This is a genomic window from Corallococcus sp. RDP092CA (genome assembly GCF_041903675.1).
Taxonomy (GTDB): Bacteria; Myxococcota; Myxococcia; order Myxococcales; family Myxococcaceae; genus Corallococcus.
The window spans coordinates 67,526-82,509 of record NZ_JAYESI010000023.1 but is presented as its reverse complement, the minus strand read 5'-3'; the positions used below and the strand labels follow the sequence as shown (position 1 = coordinate 82,509).

Sequence of the window (14,984 nt, the reverse complement as noted above, 5' to 3'; positions counted from 1 at the left end):
GTGTGTGCAAGGTGACGAATGGATTTTGGACCTGATTGAGCAGTACTTGGAGTCTGCCCGCTCTTTCTCGGATCGGCTCTGCCGCGCATTTGGGCAGAAGGACCTGTTGTCAGGGCGCAGGAGCAAGGTAATACCTAGAAAAGGTATCGTGCCTGGAGGGCTGGAGTTCGATTTTCATGGCATCGGATGCCGATTCTCAGACGGGAGCTTCAGCGTGGATGTGGACTTCACGCCAGAGGGGAAGGTGAGTGGATTTGATAGTTGGCGACTCCATGCTTTTTCTGCGGAGAACGCTTCCTTTGGAGGGGTGCGGTCTCATGAGGACGTTGCGGTAGCTCTCGAAAACCTCCTGGCTCAAGGTCTCATTGAACGACTCCCGGGCTCCCATCTTTATCGGCTTCGTGCGATGGATGGGGCATAGGGCTGTCCAAAGCAGTGGCGACACCAGCCGGACGGTAAGCTGTCGGCTGGTGCCGCATGAGGCCGTCTCTGAGAGAGTAAATAAAGGCCAGACTCCCGAGTTCATATGCTGCGGCGGTGCCACTGCTGTGAACCACCGTTAACCGGCGCGCGCCTGTCGCCTTGCCAGCAGATGTGTGACCTGGGCGTGCTCTGGCTTCATGGCAAGAGCTAAGTGCTCAAGAGTTGAGCTCATGATAGGGCCAGCCCAGGTTCAGACTTCAGTCATGCCACTGGGGTAGACTTGGGCGAGGGAATGGCCCTCCTGGAAATCAGCGACGGATAGCCGGGTCGTCCTCCGGACCATTGATGCCGTCTTTGAAGAGTCGGGTCGCGCTACGTCTCCGCTCCTTCCGTCCACGGCCCACGCCGTGTGGGCTCCTTCAGCGCCTGCGCGAGCGCCGTCAGGAAGCGCTTGCGCGGCCAGGACTCCGCGCCGAAGCGCTCCAGGTGCTCCGTCTCCACCTGGCAGTCGATGATCTGGAAGCCCCAGCCCTTGAAGCGCTCCACCGCCGTGGCGAACGCCACCTTCGACGCGTCCGGTGCCAGCGCGAACATGCTCTCCCCGAAGTACGCCGCGCCCAGCGACACGCCGTACAGCCCGCCCACCAGCACCTCGCCGTCCCACGCCTCCACCGAGTGCGCCAGCCCCAGCTCGTGCAGCCGGATGTACGCCTGCTTCATCGCGTCGGTGATCCACGTGCCGTCCTGCCCCGGCCGGTGCACGCGCGAGCACGCGTCGATGACCTTGGGAAACGCCGTGTCGTAGCGCACCGTGTACGTGCCCCGGTTCATCACCTTGCGCAGCGAGCGCCCCACGTGAATCTTGTCCGGCTCCAGCACGAAGCGCGGGTCGGGCGAGTGCCACAGGATGGGCTGCCCTTCGCTGTACCAGGGGAAGATGCCCTGCGAGTACGCGGCCACCAGCCGCTCCGGGCGCAGGTCGCCGCCCACCGCGAGCAGGCCACTCTTGTCCGCCTTGGAGGGCGGGGGGAACAGCTCCGGCTCGTCGTCACTCAGCAGGTAGATGGGCACGCGTGCGCGCCAGTCTAGCGGGACACGTTCAGCTTCACGTCACCCTTGAGGACGTAGGGGACCTGCAACATGGGCCCTTTCAGCTCGCCCTTCACGCTGTAGGGCAGGACGCCCTTGCCGATGAGCGCCTTGACGCCCGGGCCCCAGGACTGGGCCGTCACCGCCACCTCCACCGGGTACACGCCCGTGGCGGACGCATCCACCGTGTCCGCCTGGGCGGCGGTGCCCTCCTCCAGGGGCCGGTCCGCGACGGCGACCTGGTAGGTCAGCGAGTCCAGCCGCAGCGGGAACGGGTTCGGGTTGCGCACGCCCAGCCGCAGGTTCATCTGCACCTCCTCCGGCGAGTAGCGGGCGGCGTCCAGGCTCTCCACGATGATCTCCGGCAGCCGGGGCACGCGCACGGCGCGGCTGGCGGCGAAGGGCAGGGTGTCCTCGCTGTCGCCCGTGCGCACCACCAGCGTGCCGCGCAGCGCGATGAGCACCGTGCCGCCCTGGGCGCTCAGTCGCGCCAGGTCCTCCGGGCCCTTCACGTAGGCGGACTTCTCCTCGATGGAGAAGTCCGCGGGCGTGCCCGGCGCGAACGGCACCCCCAGCTTCGCGGAGCCCGTCTTCACCACCTGCCCGTCGGCGACGAGCTCATAGTCGGCGCGCTCCACGACGCCGTTGGCGGTGCCGGTGATTTGTCCGGTGTAGCGCACGGAGGCGTCGGTGAGCCCCTGGGAGACGACGGTGGTCTCCTGGGCCGTCAGGGCGGGGGGGCTGCCGGAGCGGACCGGAGCGGAGGCACACCCGAAGTGGAGGGCGATCAGCGCGGACACCAGGGCCATCAGGCAGGTCGAGCGATTCACAAAGGACATATTGGGGAGGGCAAGGCCTGGCCCCAAGGGGTTTTCCGCTAGACTGTCCACCAACCGTGGCTCCCCGACGTCCCAACTTCAACCGGACCCTGCGCTCCCTCATCCGGGACATCTCCGCGCGCATGCCCGAGTTCAGCCACGTGAAGGTGGGCCGCATCCTCATCGTCGCGGGCGAGGCCCGCCGGGCGTCGCGAGGCACCGTGAAGCCCCTGTGCTTCAAGGGGGGCAAGAGCATCGACAAGGCGGGGCGGCGCAAGCCGGTGGTGCGCATCCGGGGCCGCCGCATCCTGTACTGCATCACGCTGCGACCGCTCTTCTTCCGGGGCTCCACCGCGAAGTCGCGGCTGGAGACGCTGATGCACGAGCTCTTCCACATCTCGCTGCGCTTCGACGGCACGCTCCACGCGGGGCGCCGCCACGCGAAGCTGGGCGCGGAGTTCGGGCGCCGCCTGCGGCCGCTGGTGCGCCGCTACCTGAAGCTGTGCCCGGAGGCGCTGCTCGCGGCCCTGGCCCACACGGGCGAGGTGCGGGTGCTCCAGTGGCTGGAGCGTCCGGGCCCGGCCTACCACCCGCGCGCGTCGCACCGCCGCGTGCGCAAGGTCTACACGGAGGAGCAGCTCTACTTCGGCGTGGCCCGCATGGTGACGCCGCGTCCGCGCGTGGCCCGCGAAGCCCACGTGCGCGACGACAAGGTGCACTGAAGGGCTTGGGATGTCCGGGCCCTCCGACTTCGTCAGCCTCGGCGCGCTCCACCGCGAGCTGGAGGAGCTGTTCCTCCAACATCAGGAGGCGCTGATGGGCATGGACCTCCCCGCCGCGCGCGAACGGCTGGCGCGGTATCGCGAGGAGCTGACGCGACACCTGGAGGCGGAAGAGGCGCTGCTGCTGCCAGAGCTGCCACGCGCCGGAAGGATCCGGGGCGCCGCGCCAGCGCTCTTCACCGGCGAGCACCAGCGCATGCGGGAGCTGCTGACGAAGTGCCAGGAGGCCGTGGACGCGCTGGATGCGAGCGCACCGGACTACCGCCGCGCCGTGCTCCGCGTGTTCGACATGGAGAGCACGTTCAAGCACCTGGAGCACCACCACTCGCTGCGAGAGGAGACGTACCTGTTCCCCGCGCTGGATGGAGTGCTGGGGGAGGAGGAGCGGCGGGCCCTGCTGGCCGCGTTCCTCGCGCGCACCGAGCCGACAACCCGCTGAGCCCGGAGGACTCCTTCGGCCCTCCCCCCACCCGCCGGACGCGGTCGTCCAGAACCTGTCCGACAGTCGGACAAGTGCCCGCGCGTCCCGAATGAAGCGCCAGTCGTGGCCGCGCCGGTCCAAACCTGTCCGACAGCAGGACCGGTTTTCAGGGTCCGGAGAGCGGGCGGGCAGGGGGGCCATCGCCCTCCTGGCTCTGCCTGGGTTCAAAGGGGGCGTGCTGTCCTCGCGTGCGCATCCAGCCCCGCTGTGGGGCGCTGGCTCGAACGAGGTTTCCTCCAGGTGGGACGCGGGTTCTGGGCGTGGAGCGGAGCGTTCGTGGCGCTGGCGCTCGCGGGCTGTGATTCGGGCGTCGAGCTGAGGCCCTGTGCTGTTGACTGCGAGGGCGCGGCCTGCGCGGCTTGCGTCACCTCGCTTCCCGAGGAGACCGTCCGGCCCGCGCTCGCGTGTGATCAGCGCCCCGCGCCGTCGCGGTGTCTGGGGCCTCGGGTGCTGGAGCGCTGTGCAGGGGGCGCCGTGCACCGGGAGGACTGCGCGGAGGACACGGTCTGTGTCGAGTCTCCCGTTGTTGCCTGTGTCACGGGCACCGCGTGTGTCGACGGCGTCTCTCGGTGCACGGAGTCCCGCGCGTTGCAGCTGTGCACGAATGGCCGGTGGGTCGCGCGTTCCTGTGACGTGGATTGTGAAGCCGCTCCCGGCCGGGGCTTCTGTGGTCGGCCCGGGCCTACGTTGAGCGGCTCGGTGCGCTACGCGCGCCGCTTCCCGGATGCGGAGTTCCGCGCGTGGACGCCGGACCTGGAGCCGGTGCCGGCGCGTGGCTTCCTCATCGTGTCGTTCCAGGGCTCGAAGGTGCTGGACTCGCAGGTGACCGATGATGACGGCCGCTTCACGCTGAAGGTGCAGCCCTCTCCCGGCGAGGACGACCGCATCGTCGTATACGCCGCCGGACGAGGGCGGGACGGCGCGGTGGCCTACGCCGTGGCGGACCCAGGCCTGCCTGGCGCTCAGTCCGTGAAGACGTCGCCGGGAGACGCCGCTCGCATCTGGAGTTGGTCCCGCACGACGCGCGAGCTGTCCGAACAGCCCGTGTTCACCCTCGCGGAGTCCGAGGGCTCCGGCGCGGCCGCGGTGTTCGACGTGCTGGGCACGGCGTGGCGCCGGATGCGCGAGCGCTACGACGGACGCGACGGCCTGTCCGTGGTGGCGTGGCTGGGCTTCGAGACGACGTGGTCCTGCGGCGCGTGCTTCGCGCCCTGGCCGGTGACGGCGGTGGGACGGAGCTGGGAATCGCAGGTGTGGCTGCCGGGGAACTCGGATGCGGCGTGGTGGTCCGACGCGATGGTGATGCACGAGCTGGGGCACTGGGTGATGGCCAGCCGGGGCACCCCCCCGGAGGAGGGCGGTCCGCACTACGTGGGCGTGCCCACCTTCCCGGGGCAGGCGTGGAGCGAGGGCTGGGCCACGTGGTTCAGCGCGGACGCGCGCCGCAGTCCCCGCTACTTCGACCGGCAGGGCGGGACGATGTTCTGGGTGGACCTGTCCGCGCGAGCCTCCACGGTGAGCCCCTGGACACGGCCCCGCGCGCAGGAGGGCCTGCTCCAGAACGTGGACGAGAACGAGGTGGCCGCCATCCTCTACCGCACGGCCACGGGCACCCGGTCGAGCCAGCCGCTCTACGACGCGCTCGTCACGCCGGCGATGAACAGCGCTCCCTGGGCCCGCGGCTACACGCGGCACACCTGGAAGCGCGATGAGCGGGGCGCGCTCACGGACGTGGTGGACACCGGCAGGCCGTCACCGTGTCTCGCGGACTTCCTGGACGCGCTCAGGTGCCAGGGCTTCCCGAGCACCCTGGTGGACGCGGCCACCGAACCCGCCTCCGCCTTCCCGTACCCCAGCCACGAGCCCCTGTGCCCATGACGCTCCCCCGTTGGATGCAGCGCAGCCGGCGGTCCCTCCTGCGCCCCTTGATGCGGAAACGCGTGGTGGGGGCCGTGCTGGCGCTGGCGCTCGTCGGAGCCCTGTCCGCGAGCATGGCATCCAGCGTGGACCGAGTGCGGCGCAAGAAGCCGCCACGGCCTTCCGGGTCACCTCCCCAGGCCCAGCGGAAGCCGGTCCACGCGTCCGCGCCAACGCCCCTCGCGTCCGCGCGGTCGGTGGCGCTCTCCGCGCACGGCCTGGACGCGTGGAACCTGAAGTCGCGCGAGCGTCACGGCTCGCGGCCCGTGCTGGTGAAGACGCTTCCCACGGAGACGACAGCCCCCCGCGCCATTGAACCCCAGCAGGGCCCGGAGGACGGCGTCTCCGCGACGGACAGCGCGTCGCCGCCGTCCACGGTGCCTCCCGCCACGGCGCGCATCCCCGCGCCGCTGCACGTCTCCTGGAGCGTGGTGGACGCCAGCGCGGACACGGTGCGGCTCATCGCGCGGTTGGAGCGGAGCCCGGGCTTCACCGCGCCCGTGCAGGTCACCCTGCGCCTACCGCCGCGAACAGTCCTCCGAGAAGGGCCCACGTCGCCCTTCGTCCTGAACGGCGACACGCGGGAGGTGCCCTGGACCCTGGGGCTGCCAGACGGCGCGAGCCCCGATGACGACCTCGTGCTGCTGGCGAGCGCGGAAGGCGCGTCCTTCGGCGTCCACGCGGAGGCGCGCTACCACTTCGGTCGAGCGCTCGCGGAGCCACCCCGGCTCGCGCCCACCGGACCTCCGCTGCCAGACACCCTCATGCGCTCCCGCGAGTAGGCCCAGGTCCCAGCGTCCGTCCTCGTGGTGCACCTCCCGCCGACGCGGCACGAGCCTGTCCGACGATCGGACCGCTTCGCGCGGTGCGCTGCGGGCATCGCCTGACTACGGCGTGTCCACGGCCAGCTTCTGGAGCGCGGACTTCGCGTCCGCGTGGTCCGGCTGTAGCTGCACCGCGGCCTCGTACTCCTTCTTCGCCTCGGCCTTGCGGTTGACGGCCTCCAGGAGCTGCGCCAGCGCGTAGTGCGGCTCTCCCGCGCTGGCGTCCACCTGCGACGCGCCCCGGAAGGCCTTCTCCGCCTCCGGCAGCTTGCCCTGCCGGTACAGCGTGTGCCCCAGGTACAGCAGCCCCAGCGAGTTGCGCGGCTCCACCGCCAGCACGTCGCTCAGCACCTGGAGCGCCTTGGCGTCGTCACCGCCGCGCAGGTACAGGAAGCCCAGCTCCGCGCGGGCCTCCAACTGCGCGGGGTCCTTCGCCACCACCGCCTCCAGCTCCGACACCGCCAGGTCCGGCCGGCCGCGCCTCGAGTGCAGGATGCCCAGCCGCGCCAGCGACGCCGTGTCCGCCTCCTCGCCCTCGGCGGGCTTCAGCAGCTTCTCCGCCGCCACGTAGTCGCCCATCGAGAGGAGCAGGTCCGCCAGCCCCAGCTTCGCCGCGCGGTGCTTCGGATCCTCCTGGAGCACGGCCTCATAGAGCGTCCGCGCCTGGGCGCCCACGTGCTTCTTCGCGTAAGCGTCCGCCAGCATCAGCCGGTTCTCCACCGTGGGCTGGAGCTTCACGCACGCCGTGTACTGCGCGATGGCGCCGTCCAGGTCGCCCTTGGCCTTCAGCGCGTCGCCGTAGCCCGCGCGCACGCCGGGCTCGTCCGGGAAGGTCTCCACCGCCGTCTTCAGCGTGGCCACCGCGTCGTCCGCCTTGCCCAGCTCCAGGTACGCGCGCGCCAGGCCCTGGTACGCCTCCGTCGTCTTCTTGCCGTCGTCGGCGCTCTTCTCGATGGCCTTCTGGAACGCGGACACCGCCTGCGTCTTCTTGCCCTGCGCCAGGTACAGCTGGCCCAGCTGCGTGTACGGGCCGCTCGCGCGCCGGGGCTCCAGCAGCAGCGCCTTCTCGAAGGCCCTCGTCGCCCGGGCGTTCTCCCCCAGCTGGAAGCACGCGAGCCCCAGGTTGAAGTGCGCCTCCGCGTACTTCGGATCCAACGTGATGGCCTTCTGGAACGCCTCCGCCGCCTTGCGCGCGTTGCCCTGGCCGTCCAGGACCACGCCCAGGTTGTTCTGCGCGCGCGCGTGCTTCGGGTCCGCCTTCAGCGCCGCCTGGTACTCCGCGAACGCCCCCGTGACGTCGTTCTCCCGCATCAGCACGACGCCCAGGTTGTAGTGCGCCTCCGCGTCGGTGTCCTTCTGGCGGATGGCCTCGCGCAGCGTCTCCTTCGCCTCGGCGGCCAGCCCCTTCTCCGCCAGCGCCTTGCCCAGGTTCACCCGCGCCACCTGGAGCCCGCCGTCCAGCTTCAGCGCCTCGCGGTACGCCTCGATGGCGTCATCCGTGCGGTTAGCGCGCTGGAGCACCTCGCCCAGGTTGAAGCGCAGCTCCGCGTCCTTCGGCGAGAGCTCCGTCGCCACCGAGTACTGCGTGATGGCCTCGTCCGTGTCGTCCTGGATGCGCGCCAGCAGGCCGCGCTCCGAGCGCAGCGTGGCCTCGTCCGGGAAGGCCGCCAGCGCCGTGTCCAGCACCGCCTTGGCCTTGGGCACGTCCCCGGACAGCCGCAGCGCGCGCGCCAGCGCCACCTTCGCCGGCACGCCGTCCGGCGTGAGCCCCACCAGCTTCGTCAGCGGCGCCACCGCGCGGCGCGGCTGGTTCTGCGCCAGGAAGGCCGTGCCCAGCTTGTAGAGCGCGTCCGGGTCGTCCGGGAGCTTGTCTGCGCGCGGGGCCGCTGCGGGCTTCTCCGCCGGAGGCGCCGCCGGGGCGGGAGCCTGGGCCGTCAACAGCTGGAGGAGGAGGACGCCGGCTTTCGTCATCACAGGTTCTCCACGTACGGGCTGGCGCGCGCGTCGAAGGTCTTCTTGGCCAGGGCGGCCTTCTTCGCCTCCCACGCCTCCTTCGCCGCCTGCGCTTCCTTCGTGTCCCCCGCCAGGCCCGCGCGCTCTTCCTTCACCGCGGCCTCGCACTCGGACACCTGCTCCTCGAACGCCTTCAGCTCCAGGCGCTCACTGCCCTGCACCTTCGCCTTGCGCGCCGCCGTCAGCCGCGCCAGCTCGAAGCGGGCGAACGCGCAGCGCAGCGACAGCTTCTCCACCTCGCGCAAGCCGACGTTGAGGCGCTGGTGCGCGCGCAGGTACTCCACGCGGGCCTCGGACTCCGCGATGGCCAGCTGCGCCACCTCGCGGGACGACGCGTCCGGGGCGCGGTCCTCCTCGTCCTCGGCGGCCTCCTGGCGGCTCTTCGCGCGGCGGATGTTGTCGCGCGCGCGGTTGACCTCGTTGTCCGCCTCGTCCACCCGGTCGATGGCCAGCGCCAGGTCGTTCTCCGCCTCCAGGAGCTCGATGCGCGTCTCGTAGGGCAGCTTCTTCACCAGCGAGTCCGGCACGCGCATGCCGTAGCTCGGGCCGCAGGCGGCGGTCAGGAGGGTCAGGCTGAGGAGCAGGGGGCGCTTCATGGAGCGGTGGCCTCGAAACGGCTGAAGAGGGTCCGGCCGGAGTAGACGTCGGTGCCGTTGGTGAACGTGACGCTGAACTCGCCCGACACCCGGTCTCCGGAGTTTTTCGGTAGGGACTTCACGAAGAGATTGCCGCGCTGGAGCAGCGGGAAGGGGCGCACCGGCTCGTCCAGCACGCTGCGGTCCACGCTGCCCCGCTGCGAGCCGTCGTCCAGCGCCTCCGCCAGGTCGATGTCCAGCGAGCCCGCGTACTCGTCGTCCGGCAGCATGTCCGCCACCCGCGCGCTCACCTTCAACACCACGTCCTGTCCGCTGCCCTGCGCGTTGACGAAGCTCACCGCCAGCGTGCCTTCCGCGAGCGCCGCCTCCGTGCGCTGGTAGCGCAGGTCGAGCAGCTCCGTCACGCTGCCCTCCAGCCGGCCGCTGCCGCCCTCCCCACACGCGGAGGCGGCGAGCAGCGCCAGCACCGGGGCGATGCGGCGCAAGGGCGCGCTCACTTGCATGCCTTCCACCCCGCGTCCACGTCCGGGCCGTTGAGCGTGCCCATGTCCTTGAGCACGGCCAGCTCGCGGCGCGCGCCGTCCGTGTCGCCGAAGCGGCAGCGCAGCGCGGCCAGGTTGAGGCGGGCCTTGTCGTAGGTCGGGTCCGCCTCCAGCGCCTTGGCGTACGCCGCGCGGGCGCCCATGGCGTCGCCCAGGTTGAGCATGGCCCAGCCCAGCGCCGCGTGCGCGGACGCGCGCGTGTCCTGCAGCTCCGTCACGCGCCCGAAGGTCAGCTGCGCCATGCCGTACTGGTGCGCGTCCAGGTAGCCCATGCCCAGGGCCTCCAGCGCCTCCGCGGTGAGGACCTTCTCCGCCTTCTTGCGCAGCTCCTCCAGCGCCGCGGACTGCGTGGGCGCGGCCGGCGGCGGCACCGGCAGCGCGGCCACGTCCGTGCGGTTGCGGCAGCCCACCACCGCCGCGCTGAAGACCTCCAGCGACTCCGCGCGGGACAGGCACGCCTTGAAGGCCTCGTCCGAGCGGGCCTTGAGCGGCGCCACCTGCTGCTTCACCGCGTCGTTGAACTGCTTCGTCTCCGCGGCGGACAGCCCGGCGGGCACCGGCGTCTGGTCCACCACGTCCGCGATGTGGCCGTACGCGAGGGCGATCTTCCACAGCGACGCCACCGCCCACTCCGGGTACCCGAGCGACGCGGCCTGCGTGTAGACGCCCTCCATGGCCTGGAGCGCGGCGACCTTCTCCTCCACCTTGTCCGCGGGCAGGTCCTTGTAGCCGCGATAGAGGATCTCCCCCAGGTACCAGAGCCCCCTGGCCGCCTCCTCCGTCTGGCCGTTGGGGCCCTGCACCGCGGCGGTGAGGGTGGAGATGAGCGCGTCCGGGCTGGCCGTGGGCGCGGTGGTGGCCTGCACCTCCGCGAGCACCGCCGCGGCGGCCACGTTGTTCTTGTCCTGCTTGAGCGCGGCCTCCGCCGCCGCCTTCGCGCGCGAGTAGTCCTTCTGCTTCAGGCGCGTCTCCGCGAGCAGCGCCAGCACCTCGCCCTTGCGCGCGCCCGCGGCCTCCGCGGCCGTCTCCAGGTTGCGGGACGCCTCCGGGTACTCCCCCAGCGCGATGCGCAGGCGGGCGCCGGCCATCCAGCCGTCCACCGACGCCAGGTCGCCCGTCAGCTTCTGGCCCACCTGCTCGAACCAGCTGGCCGCCTCGTTGAAGGCCGCCGCCTCCGCGGCGTGGCGGCCCAGCGTCAGCAGCACGTCCGACAGGTACTGGCTCTTGGGGTAGGCCTGCACCAGCTTCGCGCCCAGCTCGCGCTCGCGCGGCAGGTCGCGCTTCTCGCGCGCGGCGGTGAACGCGCCGTAGAGCGCCTTCTCGCCGATGTCGCTGTTCTTGTTCTCGTCCGCGACCTTCATCAGGCCCTCGATGACGTCGCCCGTCTCCTGCGCGCTCTGGAGGGCCAGCTCGTCCAGAGCCTCCGCCTTGCTCTGCGTGAGGATCTTCTGCACCTCCCCGCGGAAGCCGGGGGGCAGCGCGGACGCGAGGAACTTGCGGCCCGTCTCGTCCAGCTTCTTGAAGTCGTTCACCTGCCGCAGGCTGTCCAGGGCCAGGTTGCCCGCCACCGGCGCGTCCTTGTACTGCGGGTGCGCCAGCGCGAACGCGGTGAACAGCTCCGCCGCCTTCGGGTACTCGCCGTCCTCGTAGTAGGCGCGCGCGATGTTGAACTTCACGTCCAGCACGTGCGGGCTCTGCGGGTAGCGCGACACGTAGCTGGCGCCCAGCAGCTTCAGCGCCTGCCGCGCGTCGGCGACCTCGAAGGCGTTGCGCTTCAGGGCCTCCTCCGGCTTGAGCGTGGAGAAGTGGGCCAGCAGCGCGCCGTACAGGGCGGAGTCCACGGCCTTGTCGTCCCTGGCCTTGTCCTCGTAGCGGGCCAGCTCCTCGAACTGGCGCGCGGCCTCCGGGAACTCCTTGGCGGCGAAGAGCGCGTCCGCGCGGTTCTTCATGATGGGCCGCACGTACTGCTCCGGCCGGAACAGCCCCAGGTACTCGCGGTAGGCGTCCGCGGCCTTCACGTACAGCTCCCGCGAGTCCGCCTTCTGCGCGGCCAGGTGCACCTGCGTGGACAGGTCGCGCGCCATCTCCTCCAGCTCCGCGAGCTGCTTCTTGCGCTCGGGCTCCGCCAGCTCCGGGTCCGTCTTGCTCTGCACCGCGGCGCGCACGAGGAAGCGGATGTCCTCCGGCTCCGGCATCACCTTGCCCTTGGCGGCCTTGAGCGAGTCATACAGCTTCTGCCCGCGCTCCAGGTCCATCTCCGGGTCGGGCTGCACCTCCATCAGCTTGCGCAGCGCGGGGATGGCCCACTCGTACTGCTGCTTGATGAAGTAGCGGTTGCCCAGCTTGTCCAGCGCGAGCGCGTAGGTGGCGCGGCTGTCGCTGAGCTTCTCGAAGTAGTTGAGGGCGCCCTTGGGCGGCTTGGCCTCCGTGTAGCTGTAGACCAGGTCCAGCAGCGCCTCTCGCTTGACGTTGAGCGCCTTCTTCACGTCCACGCCGGGCAGGGGCGCGCTGGCGGCGGCCGCCTCGAAGAACGTCACCGCCTCCGCGTGCTTGGCCTGGTTCACGCGGATCCACCCCATCTTGTAGCGGGCCAGGTCGTGCACCGGCGAGGGCGGCAGCTCCAGGATGGCCTGGTAGTGCTTCTCCGCCTCGCCGAGGTCCGCCTTGTCGAAGAAGTGGTCGCCCAGGATCTGCTCGGCCTCCAGGCGCAGCGGGCTGGTGGGGTACTTGCGCGTCAGGTCCCCCAGCGTCTTGAGCATCTCGTCGAACTGGCCCAGCTCGCGCTGCTCGTGCGCCAGGTAGAACGTCACCTGGTCCCCGTCCTTGAAGTCCGGGTACTCGCGCAGGAGGCGGTAGTACATCTGCACCGCCTTCTGCTTCATGAGGCGCGTCTCCGGGGAGACGATGGCGCCGGTGGCTCCCTCCGGCCGGGACTCGGCCTGGAGGTAGTACACGTAGCGGCTCTTCTCCACGTAGAGCTCGGCCAGCCGGAACTGGAGGTCCGGCAGGTACGGCGCGTTGCGGCTCTTGGAGATGAGCCGCTCCGTCTCGCCGATGGCGCGGTCCACCTTGAAGATGTCGCGCTTCAGCTTGGCGATGAGCTCCTCGCGCTCCTTCGCCTTGGACACGATGGGGTTGGCGTTGGGGCCCACGCGGGGGCCTGGGGCCGCGGCCGCGAGCAGCGCGGCGGTGATGAGGCCGGTGAACGGGCCGGTCATGGGGTTTCCTCGATGCAACGGCTCTCGATGCGGACCCGGTAGGACTTGAGCTCGTCGTTCCAGTATTCGTTGTCGAACTTGAAGGCGACCTGCGCGGGAGACAGCAGCTCCTCCTCTTCCGCCGCCACCACCTGCGCGCCCTTCTTCACGCGCTCGTACAGCTTGAGGCCGACCTCGTACTCCATGAGGCGCACCTGCTCCGCGGCGCGCAGCAGGGTGTCCGCCTCCTGGCGCACGGCGTCCTGGAGCCGCGCGTCGTACACGCGCACGGCCTCCGCGTGGGACAGGTCATACAGGCGCGTCAGGTGCCCGAAGAGCCGGTCGCCGAAGCTACCGGCGTAGCGACCCAGGCGCTCGCCCTCCAGGTCCAGGAGGGACACGAACCTCGCGGCGCGCTGGGTGCCGCCGTGGGCGTTGGCGGCGCGGCGCAGGCGCAGGTCCTGGCTCAGGTCCTCGCGGCTGCGCACGGCCTCCAGCGAGTCCGCGTACCGGCGCGTCAGCTCCTTCGCCGCGCGCTTGGCGGGCAGGTAGTGGCACAGGTCGCGGAAGATGAGCGCGCGCAAGAGGTACTTGTCCGGCATGAACTCGTCGCGGAAGGACGGCGCGTCCAGCGTGGTGAGGATGCCCAGCGCCGCGCGCAGGTCGCCCAGCTTGTAGCGGGTCCACGCCTCCTCCAGGTAGAGGCTGGCGCGGCCGGGGTCCAGCTCCGGCAGCTTCACCTTGCCGTAGGCGTCCAGCGCGCCGGAGAAGTCCTTCTTCTCATAGCGCAGGCGGGCCACCGCGAGCGCCGCCTCGTTGCGCGCCTCGCGGGTGAGCTTCTCGTCCTGGGACAGGGCGAGGAAGTCCTTCACCATCTCCTCCGGCGGATCCTTCACCTGCTTGAGCCGGGTGACGAGCAGCGCGAACTTCGCGCGGCTGGCCTCGGCGCTGGTCTCCGGCAGCTTGGAGAAGTGCGTGTTGGCCCAGCGCTCGTTGCCCACGCGCAGGTCCACCATGCCCTGCTGGTAGTGCGCGTAGGCGCCGGTCTCGTCCGGGAGGAAGCCCAGGTCGAGCGCGCCGAAGACCTGCTCGTCGATCATCACCTCGTCGTGCGGCCGGTCCGTCAGCCCCTTCAGCGCGTCCAGCGCGCGCGGCAACACCTGGGGGTTGGTGCGCTCACGGGCGATGCGTGCCAGGTACGTCGCGCCCGCGTGCGTGAGGCCCAGGTCGATGAGGCTCCTGGCGAGGAAGTACTGGCCCCACGCGTAGTTGTCGTCCGTGCGGGGCGTGGCCTCGAGCCACGCGTACAGGGGGCCGGCGGCGTCGCGCGGCTTGCCGTCGAAGTACGCCTTGAGCGCCTTGTCGAAGGTCTCCGGGGGCACCTTCTGCGGCGGGGGCGGCGGCGCCTCCGCGACGGCGGCCCTGGCGGGGGCGGGCGCGCCCGCGACGGTGCCCGCGTCCGTGGGGCCGGCGGTGCCCGCGTCCGTGGGGGCGGCGGGCGCCTTCGCGGCGGCGGCCGGTGGGGGGGGCATGGGCAGCGCGCCGCCGTCCGGTGCCGCGTGGGCGACCGCCGGGGACACGAGGAGCGCGGCGCTGGCGAGCGCGGCGGCGATGAGCGGGCGTGACGTCATTCCGTGGCGCCGAAGTTGAAGGCCGTCCCAATCTGCACGGTGGGCACGTTGATGATGCGCGACGCGCCCGCGAAGACGGTGTTGTTGGTCACGTCCAGCCGGAAGGACACGTTCTGGCTGGAGAACACGCGCACGCCCAGGCCCAGGTTGACGGCGGGGCGGAAGCCGTCGCTGCGGTCCACCTTCACCACGGTGCCGCCGGCCAGGAGGAAGACCTCGAAGTGGATGACGTTCGTGTTGAGGAGGGACGTCTTGCCGTACAGCGGGCTCCACATCAGGTCGCTGCCCACCATCCACTGCACCTGGTCCTCGAAGGCGGCGGAGACGGGGGACACGTCGAAGTCGCGCTCCAACTGGCGGCGCAGGCTGGTCTGCACGTTGTAGCTGTACGTGCCCCGGGCCACCTGCCACGCGAGCGTGTCGCTGAAGTGGTACGCGTAGCCGACGGTGCCGATGAGCCCCTTGTAGTAGGCGTCCGCGGGCAGCACGCCCACGCCGAGCGAGAGCTCGTGGTGCATGCGGTAGAGCCGGTCCTGCACCGCGGAGACGGTGCCGGGGTTCTCGAGTTCCTCGGCCTGGGCACGAGCGAGGCCGGGCACCAGGCACAGGAGGGAGAGCAGGAGGAATCGCACGGGGACTATTTCCTGTCAGGAGGCGGGGACGGACGCGAG

At 70.9% G+C, this 14,984-nt stretch carries 13 protein-coding genes; 5 read left to right on the top strand and 8 right to left on the bottom strand.

The window, feature by feature from the left end:
* The first annotated feature begins 4 nt into the window (after window positions 1–4).
* The gene (locus tag U8525_RS23555; protein ID WP_374268546.1) at window positions 5–421 is read left to right on the top strand and encodes a DUF6896 domain-containing protein; all 417 of its coding nucleotides are present in this window, start codon (window positions 5–7) and stop codon (window positions 419–421) included.
* A 374-nt stretch (window positions 422–795) separates the two neighbouring features.
* On the opposite strand, the gene aat is transcribed toward U8525_RS23555, so the two are convergent.
* Window positions 796–1,494 carry a leucyl/phenylalanyl-tRNA--protein transferase gene (aat, locus tag U8525_RS23550; RefSeq protein WP_374268545.1) on the bottom strand — a complete coding sequence of 233 codons (699 nt, stop codon included), beginning with the start codon at window positions 1,492–1,494 and terminating at the stop codon, window positions 796–798.
* Between the two features lie 14 nt (window positions 1,495–1,508).
* The gene (locus tag U8525_RS23545; protein ID WP_374268544.1) at window positions 1,509–2,351 is read right to left on the bottom strand and encodes an LEA type 2 family protein; all 843 of its coding nucleotides are present in this window, start codon (window positions 2,349–2,351) and stop codon (window positions 1,509–1,511) included.
* Between the two features lie 56 nt (window positions 2,352–2,407).
* Here U8525_RS23545 and U8525_RS23540 point away from each other — a divergent pair, with 56 nt between their 5' ends.
* The 4 genes from U8525_RS23540 to U8525_RS23525 all read left to right on the top strand — a co-directional run bounded on the left by U8525_RS23540 (window position 2,408) and on the right by U8525_RS23525 (window position 6,292).
* Window positions 2,408–3,052, top strand: coding sequence for a hypothetical protein (locus U8525_RS23540; protein ID WP_374268543.1), 645 nt, complete (start codon window positions 2,408–2,410; stop codon window positions 3,050–3,052).
* 10 nt (window positions 3,053–3,062) lie between these two features.
* Window positions 3,063–3,551 (top strand): hemerythrin domain-containing protein, encoded by a 489-nt coding sequence (locus tag U8525_RS23535; protein WP_374268542.1) that lies wholly within the window; start codon window positions 3,063–3,065, stop codon window positions 3,549–3,551.
* A gap of 741 nt (window positions 3,552–4,292) precedes the next feature.
* Window positions 4,293–5,471, top strand: coding sequence for a hypothetical protein (locus U8525_RS23530; protein WP_374268541.1), 1,179 nt, complete (start codon window positions 4,293–4,295; stop codon window positions 5,469–5,471).
* Window positions 5,468–6,292, top strand: coding sequence for a hypothetical protein (locus U8525_RS23525; protein ID WP_374268540.1), 825 nt, complete (start codon window positions 5,468–5,470; stop codon window positions 6,290–6,292). Before U8525_RS23530 ends, U8525_RS23525 begins: the two co-directional genes overlap by 4 nt.
* Before the next feature lie 105 nt (window positions 6,293–6,397).
* Here U8525_RS23525 and U8525_RS23520 read toward each other — a convergent pair whose 3' ends face one another.
* From U8525_RS23520 to U8525_RS23495, 6 genes are read right to left on the bottom strand one after another with little or no spacing between them, the layout of a single operon-like run.
* The gene (locus U8525_RS23520) at window positions 6,398–8,305 is read right to left on the bottom strand and encodes a tetratricopeptide repeat protein (protein ID WP_374268539.1); all 1,908 of its coding nucleotides are present in this window, start codon (window positions 8,303–8,305) and stop codon (window positions 6,398–6,400) included.
* Window positions 8,305–8,943: a hypothetical protein gene (locus tag U8525_RS23515; protein WP_374268538.1), complete on the bottom strand. Its 639-nt coding sequence runs from the start codon at window positions 8,941–8,943 to the stop codon at window positions 8,305–8,307. Before U8525_RS23515 ends, U8525_RS23520 begins: the two co-directional genes overlap by 1 nt.
* The gene (locus U8525_RS23510; protein ID WP_374268537.1) at window positions 8,940–9,446 is read right to left on the bottom strand and encodes a hypothetical protein; all 507 of its coding nucleotides are present in this window, start codon (window positions 9,444–9,446) and stop codon (window positions 8,940–8,942) included. The genes U8525_RS23515 and U8525_RS23510 overlap by 4 nt, the downstream gene beginning before the upstream one ends.
* Complete coding sequence (locus U8525_RS23505) at window positions 9,437–12,703, bottom strand: tetratricopeptide repeat protein (RefSeq protein WP_374268536.1); 3,267 nt, start codon at window positions 12,701–12,703, stop codon at window positions 9,437–9,439. The genes U8525_RS23510 and U8525_RS23505 overlap by 10 nt, the downstream gene beginning before the upstream one ends.
* Window positions 12,700–14,313 carry a tol-pal system YbgF family protein gene (locus U8525_RS23500; RefSeq protein WP_374268535.1) on the bottom strand — a complete coding sequence of 538 codons (1,614 nt, stop codon included), beginning with the start codon at window positions 14,311–14,313 and terminating at the stop codon, window positions 12,700–12,702. The genes U8525_RS23505 and U8525_RS23500 overlap by 4 nt, the downstream gene beginning before the upstream one ends.
* The gene (locus tag U8525_RS23495) at window positions 14,310–14,945 is read right to left on the bottom strand and encodes an outer membrane beta-barrel domain-containing protein (protein ID WP_374268534.1); all 636 of its coding nucleotides are present in this window, start codon (window positions 14,943–14,945) and stop codon (window positions 14,310–14,312) included. Before U8525_RS23495 ends, U8525_RS23500 begins: the two co-directional genes overlap by 4 nt.
* Between the last annotated feature and the right edge of the window lie 39 nt (window positions 14,946–14,984).